The sequence below is a fragment of the Rhodococcus sp. H-CA8f genome (assembly GCF_002501585.1).
In the GTDB taxonomy this organism is placed as follows: Bacteria; Actinomycetota; Actinomycetes; order Mycobacteriales; family Mycobacteriaceae; genus Rhodococcus_F; species Rhodococcus_F erythropolis.
The window spans coordinates 5,900,811-5,916,042 of the sequence record NZ_CP023720.1; the positions used below are offsets into that span (position 1 = coordinate 5,900,811).

At 61.2% G+C, this 15,232-nt stretch carries 14 protein-coding genes; all 14 read right to left on the reverse strand.

The window, feature by feature from the left end:
- Complete coding sequence (locus CPI83_RS27475) at nucleotides 1-714, reverse strand: urease accessory protein UreF (RefSeq protein WP_019746462.1); 714 nt, start codon at nucleotides 712-714, stop codon at nucleotides 1-3.
- Entirely contained in the window at nucleotides 698-1,345 is a 648-nt protein-coding gene (gene ureE / locus CPI83_RS27480) for an urease accessory protein UreE (RefSeq protein WP_019746461.1), read from the reverse strand. Before ureE ends, CPI83_RS27475 begins: the two co-directional genes overlap by 17 nt.
- A 9-nt stretch (nucleotides 1,346-1,354) precedes the next feature.
- A complete protein-coding gene (locus CPI83_RS27485; protein ID WP_003943847.1) occupies nucleotides 1,355-3,073 on the reverse strand; it encodes an urease subunit alpha in 1,719 nt (572 codons plus the stop codon).
- 35 nt (nucleotides 3,074-3,108) lie between these two features.
- Nucleotides 3,109-3,546: an urease subunit beta gene (locus CPI83_RS27490; protein WP_003943812.1), complete on the reverse strand. Its 438-nt coding sequence runs from the start codon at nucleotides 3,544-3,546 to the stop codon at nucleotides 3,109-3,111.
- Nucleotides 3,547-3,575: 29 nt separating this feature from the next.
- Nucleotides 3,576-3,878, reverse strand: a complete 303-nt coding sequence (locus CPI83_RS27495; RefSeq protein WP_003943837.1) for an urease subunit gamma — start codon at nucleotides 3,876-3,878, stop codon at nucleotides 3,576-3,578.
- Nucleotides 3,879-3,929: 51 nt separating this feature from the next.
- Nucleotides 3,930-5,609 (reverse strand): ammonium transporter, encoded by a 1,680-nt coding sequence (locus CPI83_RS27500; protein WP_228117877.1) that lies wholly within the window; start codon nucleotides 5,607-5,609, stop codon nucleotides 3,930-3,932.
- Nucleotides 5,610-6,184: 575 nt separating this feature from the next.
- A complete protein-coding gene (locus tag CPI83_RS27505; RefSeq protein ID WP_047888768.1) occupies nucleotides 6,185-7,180 on the reverse strand; it encodes a squalene cyclase in 996 nt (331 codons plus the stop codon).
- A gap of 92 nt (nucleotides 7,181-7,272) precedes the next feature.
- Nucleotides 7,273-7,776: a hypothetical protein gene (locus CPI83_RS27510; protein ID WP_223257877.1), complete on the reverse strand. Its 504-nt coding sequence runs from the start codon at nucleotides 7,774-7,776 to the stop codon at nucleotides 7,273-7,275.
- Nucleotides 7,777-8,055: 279 nt separating this feature from the next.
- Complete coding sequence (locus CPI83_RS31435) at nucleotides 8,056-8,751, reverse strand: Imm52 family immunity protein (RefSeq protein WP_343229955.1); 696 nt, start codon at nucleotides 8,749-8,751, stop codon at nucleotides 8,056-8,058.
- 532 nt (nucleotides 8,752-9,283) lie between these two features.
- On the reverse strand, nucleotides 9,284-10,057 hold the full coding sequence (locus tag CPI83_RS27520) for a hypothetical protein (protein WP_225989407.1): 774 nt from the start codon (nucleotides 10,055-10,057) through the stop codon (nucleotides 9,284-9,286).
- 247 nt (nucleotides 10,058-10,304) lie between these two features.
- A complete protein-coding gene (locus CPI83_RS27525) occupies nucleotides 10,305-11,000 on the reverse strand; it encodes a hypothetical protein (RefSeq protein ID WP_232816941.1) in 696 nt (231 codons plus the stop codon).
- Nucleotides 11,001-11,042: 42 nt separating this feature from the next.
- Entirely contained in the window at nucleotides 11,043-11,759 is a 717-nt protein-coding gene (locus tag CPI83_RS27530) for an Imm52 family immunity protein (protein ID WP_223257874.1), read from the reverse strand.
- Nucleotides 11,735-14,842, reverse strand: coding sequence for a hypothetical protein (locus CPI83_RS27535; RefSeq protein WP_097388022.1), 3,108 nt, complete (start codon nucleotides 14,840-14,842; stop codon nucleotides 11,735-11,737). The genes CPI83_RS27530 and CPI83_RS27535 overlap by 25 nt, the downstream gene beginning before the upstream one ends.
- Nucleotides 14,839-15,177 (reverse strand): hypothetical protein, encoded by a 339-nt coding sequence (locus tag CPI83_RS27540; protein ID WP_097388023.1) that lies wholly within the window; start codon nucleotides 15,175-15,177, stop codon nucleotides 14,839-14,841. Before CPI83_RS27540 ends, CPI83_RS27535 begins: the two co-directional genes overlap by 4 nt.
- Nucleotides 15,178-15,232 lie beyond the last annotated feature (55 nt).

The following is a 15,232-nucleotide window of genomic DNA, read 5'->3' on the forward strand; positions in this document are numbered from 1 at the left end:
CTAGTTCATGAACATTCGGACGTGCGCCTTGACGTGAACCGCAGCCAGAATGTCGATCATCGGGGCGAAATTGGACATGTCGTCGAGTCCGTAGTCACGCACTGCCGCGTACTCACGGCCGGCGCTCTGATTGACCTCGAACAGAATCTCCTGTGTCGCAAGGTGATCTACTCGGACGATGCGAAGGGCAGCGCCGAGCAACGTCATCGCGACACCGTACTGATTGACCGTGAAAGCGTCCTCCTCCGGAGAACCCATCTCCGCGAAAGCAATTCCGAGGCCGACGGGGTAGGTACCCGGCGTCTCCCCCGATGCGATCGCGGCCAACCACTTGTTGAACAGGGTCTCACCGGCCAAGCGCCCGCCGAGTTCGGCCAACTTCTTACCCATCCGGGTACTCATCGTGCGTGCTTCTTCGTTGAGCTTGCGTTCGATCACTGCATGATCGGCGGCGAGGATCGCCGAGAAGTCACCGGCTGTCGCGCCCCGGTGCGCTGCGAGTACGGCGATACCGTCGCACGTCGCCCCCTGATGCGCCGCCGAGAGTACGAACTCCCGCAGCGACGGACCGTCGGTGACAATTCCCTGCGCCACGGCCGATTCCAAACCGTTGGAGAACGAGAAGGAACCGACCGGGAACATGGAATCGGAAAACTGCATCATCCGCATCGCGCGGTTGATGCTGAGCCCGGATCCCTCAGACGAGAGGGTCATGGGTATGCCCCTCGCCCTCACGAGCGGCCGCACCGAACAAACGGCGTGCCTCGTGTGGAGCGATGTAGGGAATGACCTCGGCACCCGGGATGAAGGTGTACTCGATGCCCTCGAAAGCATGTGTCCGCATCACCGAGCCCATGACCGCCTTGTCGACCGTCAACGGAACGTAGACCTTCATTCCCTTCACCACGGCAGGCCAGTGCTGGTTGCCCACGGCATGTCCCAACTCCAGGCACGTCTGAATCATCTTCTCGGGCGTGACGTCGACCAGTGCGCTCAGGTCGATCTCCAACACGTCCTTGAGGTTGATCCTGGCCACGACGACGGTGTTCGCCGGCTCGTCCCACAGCAGAATGTCGCCGTCCTGCAACTGAATACCCCGATCGAGCGAGACGGCCAATTCACGGCCACCGATCGTGGTGCGTCGTAGCCGACTCTTCTGCGCTTCCCACTGATCGAGCGACAAGACGTCGACTACCGCATTGTCGAGTCGACCGACCCACTCCTCGTCGGTCTCCTTCCCGAGCAGCGCGTCGATTCGCGTCGGCTTTCCGCTCGGCGCGGTCATCTCGCCGTGCGTGTGTGGCGTCGCATCGGCGCCGTGCGTGTGTGTGATTGTTCCCGACACAGGAGACCCCTAACTGAAGAAGTAAAGTTGGTTCAAGCGAATGGATTCGGCAGGTTCGACGTATGCGTGGACGCCGTCCGCAGTCACCGCGAAGGTCTCCGGGTCCACCTTGATTTCCGGAGTGGCCGAGTTGCGAACCAGATCACGCTTGGTGACTGTTCTGGTTCCCTCGACAGCAACAACCTGACGTTCGAGTCCGAGTCGATCCTTGATGCCGTCGTCGAGCGCCGCTCGCGAGACGAACGAGACCGAACTCTGCGGCAACGCCTTGCCGAATCCACCGAACATCGGCCGGTAGATCACCGGTTGTGGTGTCGGGAGCGACGCATTCGGATCTCCCATGGCGTGCCAGCTGATCAGACCGTTCTTGATGATCGTCTTCGGCTTCGCACCGAAGAATGCGGGCTCCCAGAGAACAAGATCCGCCATCTTCCCGACACCGATCGACCCGACCACATGCGAAAGACCGAACGTCAACGCGGGATTGATCGTGACCTTCGCGACGTAACGCAACACGCGGAAGTTGTCGTGCGTCGGCGAATCCTCGGGCAGCTTCCCGCGGGACCGCTTCATGCAGTCCGCTGTTTGGATCGCGCGTAGCCAGTTTTCTCCGACGCGGCCCATCGCCTGTGAGTCACTCGAGAACATCGAGATGACGCCCATGTCCTGCAGTACGTTCTCGGCACCGATCGTCTCGGCGCGAACGCGGGACTCGGCAAAAGAAACATCCGAGGGCACTTTGGGATTGAGGTTGTGACAGACCATGATCATGTCGAAGAGTTCGGCCTGAGTGTTGATGCCGTACGGCAACGTCGGGTTGGTCGACGCCGGAAGTACGTTGTCCTCTCCCGTCACCCGCAGAATGTCGGGTGCGTGTCCGCCACCCGCGCCCTCGCTGTGATAGGTGTGAATCGTGCGTCCTTCGAAGGCCGCGATGGTGTCCTCGACGTAGCCGGCCTCGTTGAGCGTATCCGTGTGAATGGCGACCTGAACATCCATTTCGTCTGCCACCCGCAGAGACTCACGAATCGTGGCCGGGGTTGCGCCCCAGTCCTCGTGGACCTTCAGACCGGCCGCACCGGCCTTGATCTGTTCGACCAGGGACTGATGCCCGGACGAGTTGCCCTTGCCCAGCATGCAGACGTTGACCGGCAAACCCTCGTTGGCCTTGAGCATCATCTCCATGTTCCAGATGCCGGAAGTGATGGTGGTGCCGTTGGTTCCGTCGGTCGGGCCGATGCCGCCACCGATCAGCGTGGTCACTCCCCCACTGAGCGCGTGATACGCCTGCTGCGGTGACACGAGGTGCACGTGTGGATCGATGCCGGCAGCAGTGAGAATCATCTGCTCACCGGAGATCGCGTCGGTCGCCGGACCGGTCGTCAGCCCCGGAGTGACGCCTTCCATCGTGCTGGAGTTTCCCGCCTTGCCCCAGCCGACGATCTTCCCGTCCTTGATTCCCACGTCTGCCTTGACGACGCCGATGGTTGCATCGACGATGACCACGTTGGTGATCACGAGGTCGAGGGCACCGTCGATGCTGCACGACTCCGGATCCTGGCCCATGCCGTCGCGCAGCGTCTTGCCGCCGCCGTAGATCGACTCGTCTCCGATGGTTCGAAGATCTTCCTCGACCTCGATGTACAGGTCGGTATTGCCCAGTCTGATCTGGTCACCCGTGGTGACCCCGAACAGACCTGAATACTCTTGTCTCGAAATGCTTGTCATGGGTGTTGCTCTCCTTCGTCCGCCGTGAACGAGAATCAGTCGGTTTGAGGTTCGGACAGGAAGCCGAGTTCTTCGGCACGCTGGACGGCTCCGGGGAGCCTCGGCCGGTAGGCAGCGTGGGTCGGCGCCCAACCGTCGACAAGTCCGTTGAAGCCTTGAACCCGTTGCTTGCCGCCGAACGGCACCAACGTCACTTCCTTCTCGTCGCCCGGCTCGAATCTGACCGCAGTGCCCGCGGGAATATCGAGGCGCCAGCCGAAGGACTGTTCACGATCGAACGACAACGCGCGATTGACTTCCATGAAGTGATAGTGCGAACCCACCTGGATGGGACGGTCACCGGTATTTCGGACCCGCAGCTTCAAACGCGGACGACCCTCGTTCAGTTCGATCGGCTCGTCCCGCAACACATATCCGCCGACCGGCACTTTCTTCTCGCCGCCGGAATCCTTCTTCGTCGATTTGCTTGCCATCTTGGAGTGCTCCTGACATCTCGGTCGGGCTACTGGATCGGAGAGTGCACGGTGACGAGCCGGCTACCGTCGAGGAACACCGCCTCGACCTGCACACGCGGAATCATCTCCGCGACACCTTCCATCACGTCGTCGACCGTCAAGGCGTGCGATGCGTCGGCCATGACCTCCTCGAGTGTCTTGCCCTCCCGAGCTCCCTCCAGAGCGGCTGCAGTGATGACTGCGACGGACTCCGGATGATTGAGTTTGAGCCCCTTTGCCTTTCGCCTCAGTGCGACATCCGCCAACATGAGAATTGTCAGCTTGTCGAGTTCTCGCGGTGTCAGATGCATTCCGAACGCTCCTTGTCGATCATGCGGTAACTCCCTGTCGTCGAATACATGTCAGCTCCCCTGTTCCGTCGCTTCGGTGAGAGGTTCGGCCGCCTGCTGGACGAAACCGCTCCTCCTGCCGCCCGAGTACTCGTTGATCGCGTCCAGAACCGCCTGGGCATGTTCCGAGGCGACCAGCACCTCGACACGCAACCGCTCCGTGAACACGACGTCGTTGCGTTGCCCGCGAAACTTGAGAGAGGCCGAGTCGCTCGCGGAGACATGCGCTTCCGATACGACTATCGATTCCGCTCCGGCAGCCAGCAGCGCCTCCCGAAGCTTCTCGGACTCGATGGTCTGCAATACCGCCGTGATGAGTTCGTGCTTCGGGGCGCCGAGGTTCGGAACAAGTTTTGCCCCCTCGACCAGGACCCCCGAGTCGAACCCGCTGGTCTGCGGCGCACCACCGGCGTCGACGAATGCGGCGTTGTAGCGGTACGCGTCCATGCCTTGCTGACGACGGTCGATGTCCACCTGGTCTTTCGGAGCCAGCTTGAGACCGATGGTCTTCTCGATGCCCGTGGCGATCAGCCAGGTCACCACGAACGAGAAAGCGATGACGACGATCAACGCCAACGCCTGCTCGCCGAGTAGTCCTGCGCCGCCGCCGAAGAAGAGTCCGTCGCGGCCGATCGAATTGATCGCCTTTTCGCCGAACAAACCGAGAAGGAGTGAACCGAGGATGCCGCCGATGAAGTGGACCGCGATGACGTCGAGCGCGTCGTCGAACTTGAAGATCGACTTGAGCGCGAGCGCGAAGTGGCAGACCAGTCCGGCAAGCGCGCCGATCGCCAACGCGGAGAAGGTGCTGACGAAGCCGGCGCAGGGGGTGACGGTCGCGAGACCGGCTACCGCGCCGGTGATTCCACCGATCGCCGTGGCCTTGCCCTCGGTATACCTTTCGATGACGAGCCAGACGACCATGCCGCCCGCTGCGGCGATGTGAGTGTTCATCAAGGCTTGTGCCGCAACACCATCGGCGGCCAATCCGTCGCCTGCGTTGAATCCGAACCAGCCGAACCACAGGATGCCTGCGCCGATCAACGCCAGAGGCACCGAGTGCGGGACTGCCTCGGCGTTGGGCCATCCCGGACGTTTGCCGACCACCAGCAAGATTGCCAGGGCGGCGGCGCCGGCGGATGCGTGGACGACAATTCCGCCGGCCCAGTCCTGAGCTCCGCGGAGCGCCAACCAGCCTTCGGGATTGAAGAGCCAGTGCGCAATCGGGGGGTAGACGATGATCGACCACAGCACGAGCAGAACGGCCCAGCCCAAGGGCTTGAGCCGGTTTGCGGTCGCACCGGTGATCAGCGCGGGCGTGATGATCGCGAACATCATCTGATAGACCACGAACGCCAGAGTCGGTACCGCGACTGCACCTTCGATCAGGTGGAAGCCCGGGGCGGCGGCAGTGTGTATGTCCTGCAAGCCGAACAATTTGAGGTCACCGAGGAAGCCGGAACCCCAGTCTCCACTGAACGCGAAGCTGTATCCGAACACGACCCAGGTAATCGAGACGAGTCCGAGTGGGACGAGGTTCTGCTGCAACATGACGAGCGCACTGCTACCACGCACCAGACCGGCGTAGAAGAAGGCGAGTCCGGGAACCATGAAGAGAACCAGGCCAGCGGAGATCAGCACCCACGCCGTGTCCCCACTGTCTATCACTGCTTCGGCTAACACCATTTCCATCGACATCGACGACCTCCGAGCATTATTCGGACCTGAACAAAGTCATTGGTTAGAGCAGCAATTCGCGATGTTCCAATTCACTGCGACAGTTACGCTACGCCCCATAGTTGCACCTTCTCAGCAAAATCGGGGGAACATCCGGTTTTCACGTTTAGTAGAGCATTGTTCTGGGAAAAGATGGGACTTTGCCTAAACATTGCGGACGCTCCACAACCTACAATTGCGGGACCAATTCTCACCGAAAGTGGTTTAAGTCTTGCAAAATGGGGAACGTAGCCGCAGGTGAGCGACACTTTCGAAGCAGAAATGCCGTTTCCAGCTCGGGACTTAGCTCCCTAACCAAGACAGCCGCGAGCGCCCTGTTTGATTACCAACGTCGGTGACCCGCCTATCCAATCGGGTAGGTAATTTCACCGAACATCTTCTCACCTGTTCAGATGACTAACCTTCACTGCACTGAGGGCAATCCTGTCGTTAATATGTTCTTCATCCGTACTGGATATTTCGACCGGAAAGTCGAAGATCACCTTTCGATAACCTTTGAAGGTGAAAAAACTCTCGCTGTAACTCTTTTGTTATGCAGAACCTAGAAGGGAGGATTGATCCCACCAGGCGAGCACTCGGATGCCGGACACAGTCAGCCACTTCGACGGCTCTCCCGCCTTTGTGTCGACCTCGAACCACACCCGCCCCGGTTGGCGACCGGCCTGGAGCCACGTCCCATCCGAGGCTCGAGCGACCCGGATCATCTCGATCGCGTCCGCCATTCGCGGATCAGGCTCATTTCCATACGACAACGACGCTTCGCGGAAGTAGTCGGCTGCGTTGAGCACGTTGTAACGCCACCGGAACGGGTACGCAAACCGGCCGACCCAGGGCCCCACCGGTTCGCAGGTCGAGAGTCGCCGGAACAGACCGCGCTGCAACAAGTACTCCTCACCGGATCGCCGAGCCGCGCGCGTCTCATCCGTTCCCCCGGTCGCGATCTCGTACGCGAGAAGCCCTTTGAGTGAATTGAGCGTCGAATGAAACGACGATCGCGTCGAACCTTCGGTCCACTCGCAGTTCCACCCACCATCCGGAAGTTGATGCCGCACAAACCAATTAGCGAGTTCATCAACGCAAACATCGAGCCACACACCGTTTGCCACCGTCCAGGCGTTGATGCAGCAATCGACCTCACCGTCCCAGTACGGCCGGCCCTCGTACTCCCAGCGACAGTTTTCCGCGAGCAGTTCTGCGGTTCGACGCTCCCGCAGAACACCGGCGTCGAGGCCCCACTCACGCAAGGAGTTGAGCGTCCAGGTTGTTGCCGTCCAGGGTTGCGAACTTTGTTCTGCTGCTTCGGGTCCCGCGAAGTCGAATTCTGCCGGGAAGAACGCCCCACCCGCCCATTGGCCGTCTCGGTCCTGCAATGAAAGCAGGCGTGCACCAAATCCTTTGGTAGCGATCGACGCGCGCGTCGCCGCCCACACAGTGGGCGCTTCGTTCAACAGATCGCGCTCCACCTGCCACCGAATCGCTGGATCCGAGTCGAGGAGCCACGCGAGCAAGTCGGTTCGGGGTGCCATCTGGCAATACTATCGAAAGGCGAAGCAGGCCATCCGGTTAACGCATTTCTCGACGTCTGATGCAATGGTGAACTCCGGACCCATTGCGTGGCCTACACCGGGTAATCCAACGCCGCCCGCACCGCCACGATGTCGGCGGCAGCGACCTCCATTGGCTTGTCCCCCAACCGAATCAACGTGCCAGTGGACAACTCCTCTACCACCGCAGATTGGGGCAGCGCGCTGCGATCGAACCTAACTCCGGAATGGAAGTATGTTTCCCATCCCACCTCGACCTCACCTTTCGACCGATTCTGAAGATCTATGTAGTCGCCGATGCTCCACCGAGCTCGATCCGGTTTCCAATGCTTGACGATAACTTTCATGATCGCGTCTCCGATGTCAGGGCCGAGCAGCTGCCGGGTGCTGTCGGTGAGCTGCGTCTCCGTCGGCAACGACACCCGGACACTGTTGGGGGCGCTGGTTTCTAAGCCGCCGACCCTGGAGATGATCCGCCGCGCGGTCCCGTCCTCGGGCGACAAACCGATGCTGTACCCCGGTCCGGGGGTGTCCGAGTATCCCACCTCCTTCGAGCGGGAATGCTCGAAGATTTTCACCAACCCGTCCACACTGAGATCCGCGGGGCCTTTGTCCAGTTTTTTTGGTGTACACCCACGGCAACGCCAACTCCGGGTCGATCGTTTCCAGGTCGTCGAGGAAAGCGCGCATCGTCTGCGCCACCTCCTGACTCGACTGCACCCGCGTGCCCCAATATCCGGCTACCGTCGGCCATCGCCCGAAAAAGCTCATCGCCCCGTCCTTTCCAACCACTGCGTAATAGTCTCCGTCCGACTACGTGTCGCGACATGAGCAAGGGTCGGCGGTCACGCGGCGTCTTAGACCGGGTAACCCAGTGCTTCCCGCACCGCCAGGATGTCGTCGAAGTTGACGTCTAACGGTTTCTCGCCCAACCGAATCAGCGTTCCGTTGGGGAGTTCCTCCAGTACGGCGACGACGGGCAGTTTGCTGTGATCGAGATCGATCCCGGACTGGATGTATGTCTCCCACCCGACTTCGATTTCGCTGACCTCATTTCCCTGCGCATTGCGGTACTCCCGCGTCCCCCACCGCGCAGACTCCGGCGACCAATGCTCGATGATCGCTTTCATGATCGCGTCCCCGACGCGTGCAGTCAGCAACTGCGACGCCTCCCCGATTGCTTGTTTCTCCGGGGGGAGGGTGACGTTGACGAGATTCGGAACCCTCGGAACATTCCGGCCGAGAGAGAATTGGATTCTCAAGAACTGATATCTGTCCGGGTGCAACAAACTCACGATGTAGCCAAGGTCGAAGGCAACAACGGATTGCCCTTCGATATCCTTCGCTGCCCGGAAGATTTTCGCTAGGACTTCCACGCTTAGATCGGTCGACTCGAAGGCAGTCTCGGGCGAAAACACCCAAGCTTCTCCAAGTGCTCGATCAATGTTCCTCAGACTATGAAGAAACGAGAACACCTCCGCTGCAATGCCTTCTACCGGTTGCGTCCGAGGGCCCCAATACCCGATCACTGTCGCGCCACGATCCGAATTCATCGACCTTTCCTTTCCAGCCACTCTGCGATCGTCATAGTCGTTCTCGGCAAATCATTGTCATTGAACAGTTGTGGTCCGGGTTGCTGCGGAGCGCCGGGGGCATCCGGATTCACCGGCACCTGACCGACATCAGGCAGAGTCGGCACACTTGGTTCCTCGGTGCGACCTGGCGAGGGAGCCTCCAGGGTGGAGTTCTCGGGTCTCGGGTTCGACCCCGGATCGCCAATCCCACCGGGCGAGAGTGATTCCCACTCGCCACGATCGGGATCGCCGGGAAAGTGGGTTGCGAGGGTTCCGGAATCGCGGGATCCGGGCGTGCAGGTTCATTCACGGACGGAACAGAGGGTTGATCATGCTCGGCAGGTGGAACTGTGCCGTCGATGGCGGGTATGCCGCGCGGTGGCACTCCACCCGGAGCGTCGATCAGCTGGTGCGTAGCCGGATCGGGACCGCGGCGCGGTAATTGCGGGCAGGCTGGTCGGTCCGCGCCATCCCTACCTGCAGGCAGCCCCGAGTGCGCCCAACGTAGGGCTCACAGCCGTCTGAAACCTTTGGGTAGAGGAATCTCCGGTCGTTCGGTCGGCAGTCCTGCTGCTGCGCGGATGCTTCGGATGTCCTCGACTGTTAACGGCGTGGACAGATTCTTCTGGATGACGATTGTGCCGTCCTGGTAGGGAAATGCCTCCACGCTGGGCGGGAGCTGCGTTTCCTCGATCGGCAACTCAGGACCGAAGTAGGTGCAACTGCCCACGATCGCGTCACCCGGTACGTTGAACTGAGGCGATGATTCGGTTCGGCGGTAGAGCACGGTGACACGCGAGTCCCAGATATCGGCTAGCCCCTGAACGAGCTTCAATGCCAGCGAAATCAGTGATTCGTCGGCAAAGGCACATGCGAATGCGCCGGACCCTGAGGTGCCCCCGAAACTAACAACGACTTTGACGTCTCCAGCGGGTGAATACAGGGTCATATGTCGTCCCAATGAGAGGGGATACATACCGCCGGTGGCATCAGGGGATCGTCTGCGCTCGATCAATGCGGCTTCGATCGATTTTTCCGTCGGAGGTACAAGGATCTGACGGATATTCGACGCCAAGGCTTGCTCGAGTCCGGCACCGTCGGGGAGGGCATCGCCTACTGTTTGGTACAAGTCGACGTCGAAGACAGGATCGATGTCGCGAAGCAATCGTAGCGAACGTGCAACGAGCGCGGCCGTGACGGCCTCGCTTTCAGGCGCACCCTTTCGTGGAATGACCTTCACTGTCAAGCCCACCGTAGGATTGCGGCGCAGTGATGACGTAGGCACTTTCACTCCCCTCCAAATACGATGATGTTGATGTTCTCCATCCCGATGACCTCGTCGAACGCATCCTCCATTATCTGAGCAGCTTGTTCTTAAGAACACCATCACCTGCGGACGTGAGCTTGGCCGTAACTTCTGGTGTCACAGCCGGCGCGAGCCTTTCGGTAGGCGAACCTCCGGTCGTTCGGTCAGCAGGCCGACTGCTGCACGGATGCTTCGGATATCGTCGGCAACCAACGGGGCGCGTGGATCACGCTGGATGACGATCGCTCCTTCTCTTGTACGGAAAAGCTTCGACAGTGGGTGGGATCTGCGTTTCGTTGACCGGCATCTCAGGGCCGAAGTAGGTGCAACTGCCCACCGTTGCGTCGCCGGGCACGTTGTACTGAGGTGTGAGCTCCGCATCCCGGTAGAGCACGGCCGTGGGAGCGTCCCAGATATCGGCCATACCCTGGACGAGTTTCAATGACAGTGAGATCAGAGATTCATCGGCGAAGCCCCCTGGGTACGGCCAGATGAAGGTGCAAAGTAAGGAACCTGCTCCTGCCGTACTCCCGAATCCGATGAGAATTTCGATGTTTCCGTTGTCGGTGAACAACCTGAGTTGATGCCCGAATGAGAGTGGGTAAATCCCGCCTGCGGCATCAGGAGACTTTCTGCTCTCGATCATTGCGGCCTCGAGGAGGCCTTCTGCCTGAGGCGTGAGGATCCGCCCACCATTCAATGCCAGAGCCTGCTCGACCGTAACGCCGTCGGGAAGGTCATTCCTCACGGAGCGATACATGTCGACGTCAAAGACTGGGTCAAGCTTTCGAAGGAACTGCAGTGACCGCGCTGCCAGCACTGCGGTGACCGATTCGGCTTCCGGCGGCCCCTTCCGCGCCATGACTTTCACGGTCAACCCGGACGCCGGATCGCGACGTAAAGATGAAGCAGACAACGTCACTCCTGCTCGAAGACGATCGACCAATCGGAACAGTCTCTGGCGCTACACCGGGTAACCCAACGCCGCCCGCACCGCCACGATGTCGGCGGCATCGACCTCCATTGGCTTGTCCCCCAACCGAATCAACGTGCCAGTGGGCAGCTCCTCTACCGCCGCAGATTGGGGCAGCGCGCTGCGATCGAACGTAACTCCGGAATGGAAGTACGTTTCCCATCCCACCTGGATCTGACCTCTAACTCGCGGTTGCAGATCGAGGTAGTCGCCGATGCTCCACCGAGCCCGATCCGGTTCCCAATGCTTGACGATCACTTTCATGATCGCGTCCCCGACATCCGGTTCGAGCAACCGTCGCAATTCGGGGGGAACATCCTTCTCCGTCGGCAACGACACCCGGACACTGTTGGGGGCACTGGTTTCCAGCCCGCCGACCCTGGCGATGATCCGCCGCGCGGTCCCGTCTTCGGGTGACAAGTCGACGTCGTAGCCCGGTCCCGGGGTGTCCGAATACCCCATCTCCTTCGAGCGGGAATGCTCGAAGATTCGCACCAACCCGTCCACGCTGAGATCTGCTGGCACTTTGTCGAACTCGGCAGTCGAGACCCACGGCAACGCCAACCCCGGGTCGATCGCTTCCAGATCGTCGAGGAAGGCCCGCATCGTCTGCGCCACCTCCTGACTCGACTGCACCCGCGTGCCCCAATACCCGCCCACTGTCGGCCGCCGCCCGAAAAAGCTCATCGCCCCGTCCTTTCCAACCATTGCGCAATAGTTTCCACCGTGACACCGACGACGTTCTCGTCGTCGAAGCCTCTCAAGGCGAGTTCAGCATATTGTTCGTTGAGCATCACCCACACGAGCTCAGCGTCCATCCCGGCTTGTGCGAGGGCATCGAGCTGCGCCTGAGCGGTCTTGGGCCAATCTTTTTGCCAAACACGGCCCCGGAAGTCCGTTACGTAAGGTTCACCGTTCCGGTCGAAGATGAAGTCGTAGATGTGTTTCGCATCGACGATGACGTTCATGTCCGGGAACCAACCGTCGAACTTGAGCTCACCGTTCTTCCCGGCATCGAATGGCAAGATGAACGCGAACTGCCCGTCCACCAGCGTGACGAGTTCCTGAAATACCCGAGAAGGCCTCAACCTCCGAGCGGCGTCGTACCGGAGACCTTCGCCTGCATCACCCCATACCCCGACATCGGTGCCATCCCGATCACCGATGATCCGGGACTGCAACGTACGCAGATCCAACGGGCCGACTCCTTCGACCTCCACGATGTCCGGCGGTGTTTCGCCGGGTGCGAGTTGCGGTGGTTTTTCTCGTGCGAACGGCATCCACCACAACGGATCCTGTTCAACCCCTGGTCCCTCCGGGCTGTCAGGCTGTGTGGGAGGCATCGTGACCGCGGGTCGCTGCGTCGGATCCTCGATGACGCCAGGGCTGGGAATGGTGCTCGGATCGGTGGCGAAGGGGTCGAATTCCGGTAGTCCGGGTTGCTGCGGAGCGCCGGGAGCGTCCGGATTCACCGGCACCTGCCCGACATCGGGCAGAGTCGGCGCACTCGGTTCCTCGACCTGACCTGGCGAGGGAACATTCGGGGTAGAAATTCCTGGTGTCAGGTTCGGCCCTGGATCACCGATCTCCCCCGGCGTGGATGGTTCCCACTGGCCGCGGTCGGGATCGCCGGGCGAAGTGGGTTGCGAGGGTTCCGGAATCGTGGGATCCGGGCGTGCAGGTTCATTCACGGAAGGGATCGTGGGGTGGTCATGTTCGGCAGGTGGAACTGTGCCGTCGATGACGGGTATGCCGCGCGGTGGCAGTGTGCCCGGCCGGGGAATGTTTTGAGCAGGGGTCGATGGTGAAGTAACCGGGGGCCGGGTGGGTGTTGTCCGGTTCGAGACGATCAGGTCTTCAGCCCGGATCGCGCCGACGGCCAGACGGGCCCCGCGCAGCGGTGGGACGACGAAGCTCATGATCTCGTCGGTGTAGGGCTGATCGAAAGCGACACCGGGGTCCAGATGCTGCGCGTCGCCTATCCGAACTGGTTCGCCGGTGCTCCAATCGTACAAGGACAGTTCCGAGTTGGAATGGTCGAAAACCTGGTAGGGGCGTCCCTGCTCGTCGTAGGTGACCTGCAGGTCGTGCTCTTCTCCCTGCGCGTCGGTGTACGTCCAGCTCCACACGTTCGGCACCTTCGAAGGTGTGCCGGACCAGTTGGTTCCGTTTTCGTCCGTGAACGAGACGTCGCTGACAGCGGGTTCGGTGGTGTAGTCCTGCCCGCCGATGTTCGAAGTGATCGGCTCCTGGGTTTGATCGGCGAGTATCGCGTCGCCGACAGGGTTTCCGGTTCCTGTTTCGGTGATCGGCGGTTCGGAGACCTCGGAGTTAGGGTCACCGGACATGAGCTGGCCGAGGTCTGAATCTGCCGGGTCCGCAGGTTCGGTGGTGTAGTCCCGCCCGCCGATGTTCGAAGTGATCGGCTCCTGGGTTTGATCGGCGAGTATCGCGTCGCCGACAGGGTTTCCGGTTCCTGTTTCGGTGATCGGCGGTTCGGAGGCCTCGGAGTTAGGGTCACCGAGCATGAGCTGCTCGAGGCCTGAATCTGCCGGCTCCGGGGGGTTGGCGGCGAGGACGTTTTGTGCGTCCCTGCGTGCTTGTTCGCCCTCCGGGGTCATCGGGCCGATGAAGTTCGCCTGCGCTTCGAGCGCAGCACGTTCTTCCGGTGTCAGCTCCGGGTCGGCGAGGATCGGGTAGAGCAGGTTCTCGATACCGGCGGTGTCGACGACCTGAACGAGTTGCCCGTCCCGGATCTCGTAATGCGTCGGAACAGGAGTGCCGTTGGCGTCGTACGCCCACGGGGCATCGATTGTCGAGACCGGATTCCCGTCGGCGTCGAAGACGGTGACCGTGCCATCGGGGTTGACACTCATGTGACCGCCGGGCGGCACCGTCACCGGAATCACGGATTCGTGCGACGACGTTTCGTCGTGGATCAGGAAGAAGAACCGGCTTCCGCCGGTGATCGGATCGAACACCCGCAACGAGGACTGCCCGCCAGGTGCGTACGCAGTCAACGGCGACGCGACAGTCCCGACCGCCTGGGAGAGTACTGATTCGGGCGTGCGGGGGCTGAAAGGTCCCGGCCGCCCGCGCACTCCGATACCCGCAGCGGTGAACGCCGCGGCCCCGACGAGGACCAGTTCGAGATACCTGTCACGGCCCGAGTCCTCCCCGGTTGTGGAAACATCTGCTGCCGGATCCGGAACCGTTTGGGCCGGTGCGATATTCGAATCCGAATCCGAATCCGCGGGGATCGGTCCGGGACCACGATCGGTGGTGGTTCCCTCACCCGGGGTGGGTGTGGGTGAGGGAACCGCTGATGCCGATGCATTGGGGAATGCACCGACACCAGTTTCCGAGGCCGCGGACTCGGAAGCAATGGGCGGAACCTCGATCGTCGGAACCGGGACGATGGGGGTGCCGTTGTAGGTGGGAAAGTTCGTCGGAGCATTGGCCCCGACATTTGGGCCACCGCCTGGAGCCTGCGCGCCGGGGAGCCCGACAGTGGTCGTCGGCGCAGCTGTCGCCGTCGTGGACGGCGCACTCAGGCACGGGTTGATGATCTCCGGCGGGATGGGTGCACCAGGTGGCAGCGACGCAATGAGATTCAGGTAGATCTGATGATCACGTGCCCGCACCGCCGCGCAATCCTCTTCCGGTGTCGCATGCGCCGGTCCGGCAGTGAGCGCGAGGCCCGCACCGATCGCTCCGGCCGCTCCGGTCAACAGCGCCCCAGCGGCAAGCACTCCCGCGAGAGTCCGGCGAAGTCGTCTACCGGACTTCACCGGCGCGCACCACGATTGTCACTCTTCTTCGTTCGGAATAGCGCGATGAGTTTGTCTGCGCCCCACCAGAACAACCGTCCGGAGATCGACATCCACAAGAAGAACGCCAGGTAAACCAGGATCGTCCCGTAGTCGTTCGCCCAGCCGGCAAGCTTCCCGATCACCGCGAATGCCGCGATCAGCAACCCCAGTCCAACTGCCGTAGCGATCACAGCCTTGGAGAGTGGACTGAGTTCACTGTCCGGATCCCAGTCATCAACGTCTGCAACGTCTTTGCTGTCGACGGCAGCGGGTTCCGGTTGGACACTGCGACGTTCGGCGTTGTTGACGGTCATGGCTGAAACTCCAAATAGGAAGGGAGAGCGGGGACAACGAGTCGCCGGTACTGGG

Excerpts from the sequence above, each read along its gene's own strand:
- CPI83_RS31435 (WP_343229955.1), bottom strand. The coding sequence starts at position 8,751 with ATGAATTCGGATCGTGGCGCGACAGTGATCGGGTATTGGGGCCCTCGG.
- CPI83_RS27495 (WP_003943837.1), bottom strand. The coding sequence starts at position 3,878 with ATGCATCTGACACCGCGAGAACTCGACAAGCTGACAATTCTCATGTTG.
- CPI83_RS27490 (WP_003943812.1), bottom strand. The coding sequence starts at position 3,546 with ATGGCAAGCAAATCGACGAAGAAGGATTCCGGCGGCGAGAAGAAAGTG.
- CPI83_RS27475 (WP_019746462.1), bottom strand. The coding sequence starts at position 714 with ATGACCCTCTCGTCTGAGGGATCCGGGCTCAGCATCAACCGCGCGATG.
- CPI83_RS27540 (WP_097388023.1), bottom strand. The coding sequence starts at position 15,177 with ATGACCGTCAACAACGCCGAACGTCGCAGTGTCCAACCGGAACCCGCT.
- CPI83_RS27485 (WP_003943847.1), bottom strand. The coding sequence starts at position 3,073 with ATGACAAGCATTTCGAGACAAGAGTATTCAGGTCTGTTCGGGGTCACC.
- CPI83_RS27500 (WP_228117877.1), bottom strand. The coding sequence starts at position 5,609 with ATGGAAATGGTGTTAGCCGAAGCAGTGATAGACAGTGGGGACACGGCG.
- CPI83_RS27530 (WP_223257874.1), bottom strand. The coding sequence starts at position 11,759 with ATGGTTGGAAAGGACGGGGCGATGAGCTTTTTCGGGCGGCGGCCGACA.
- CPI83_RS27505 (WP_047888768.1), bottom strand. The coding sequence starts at position 7,180 with ATGGCACCCCGAACCGACTTGCTCGCGTGGCTCCTCGACTCGGATCCA.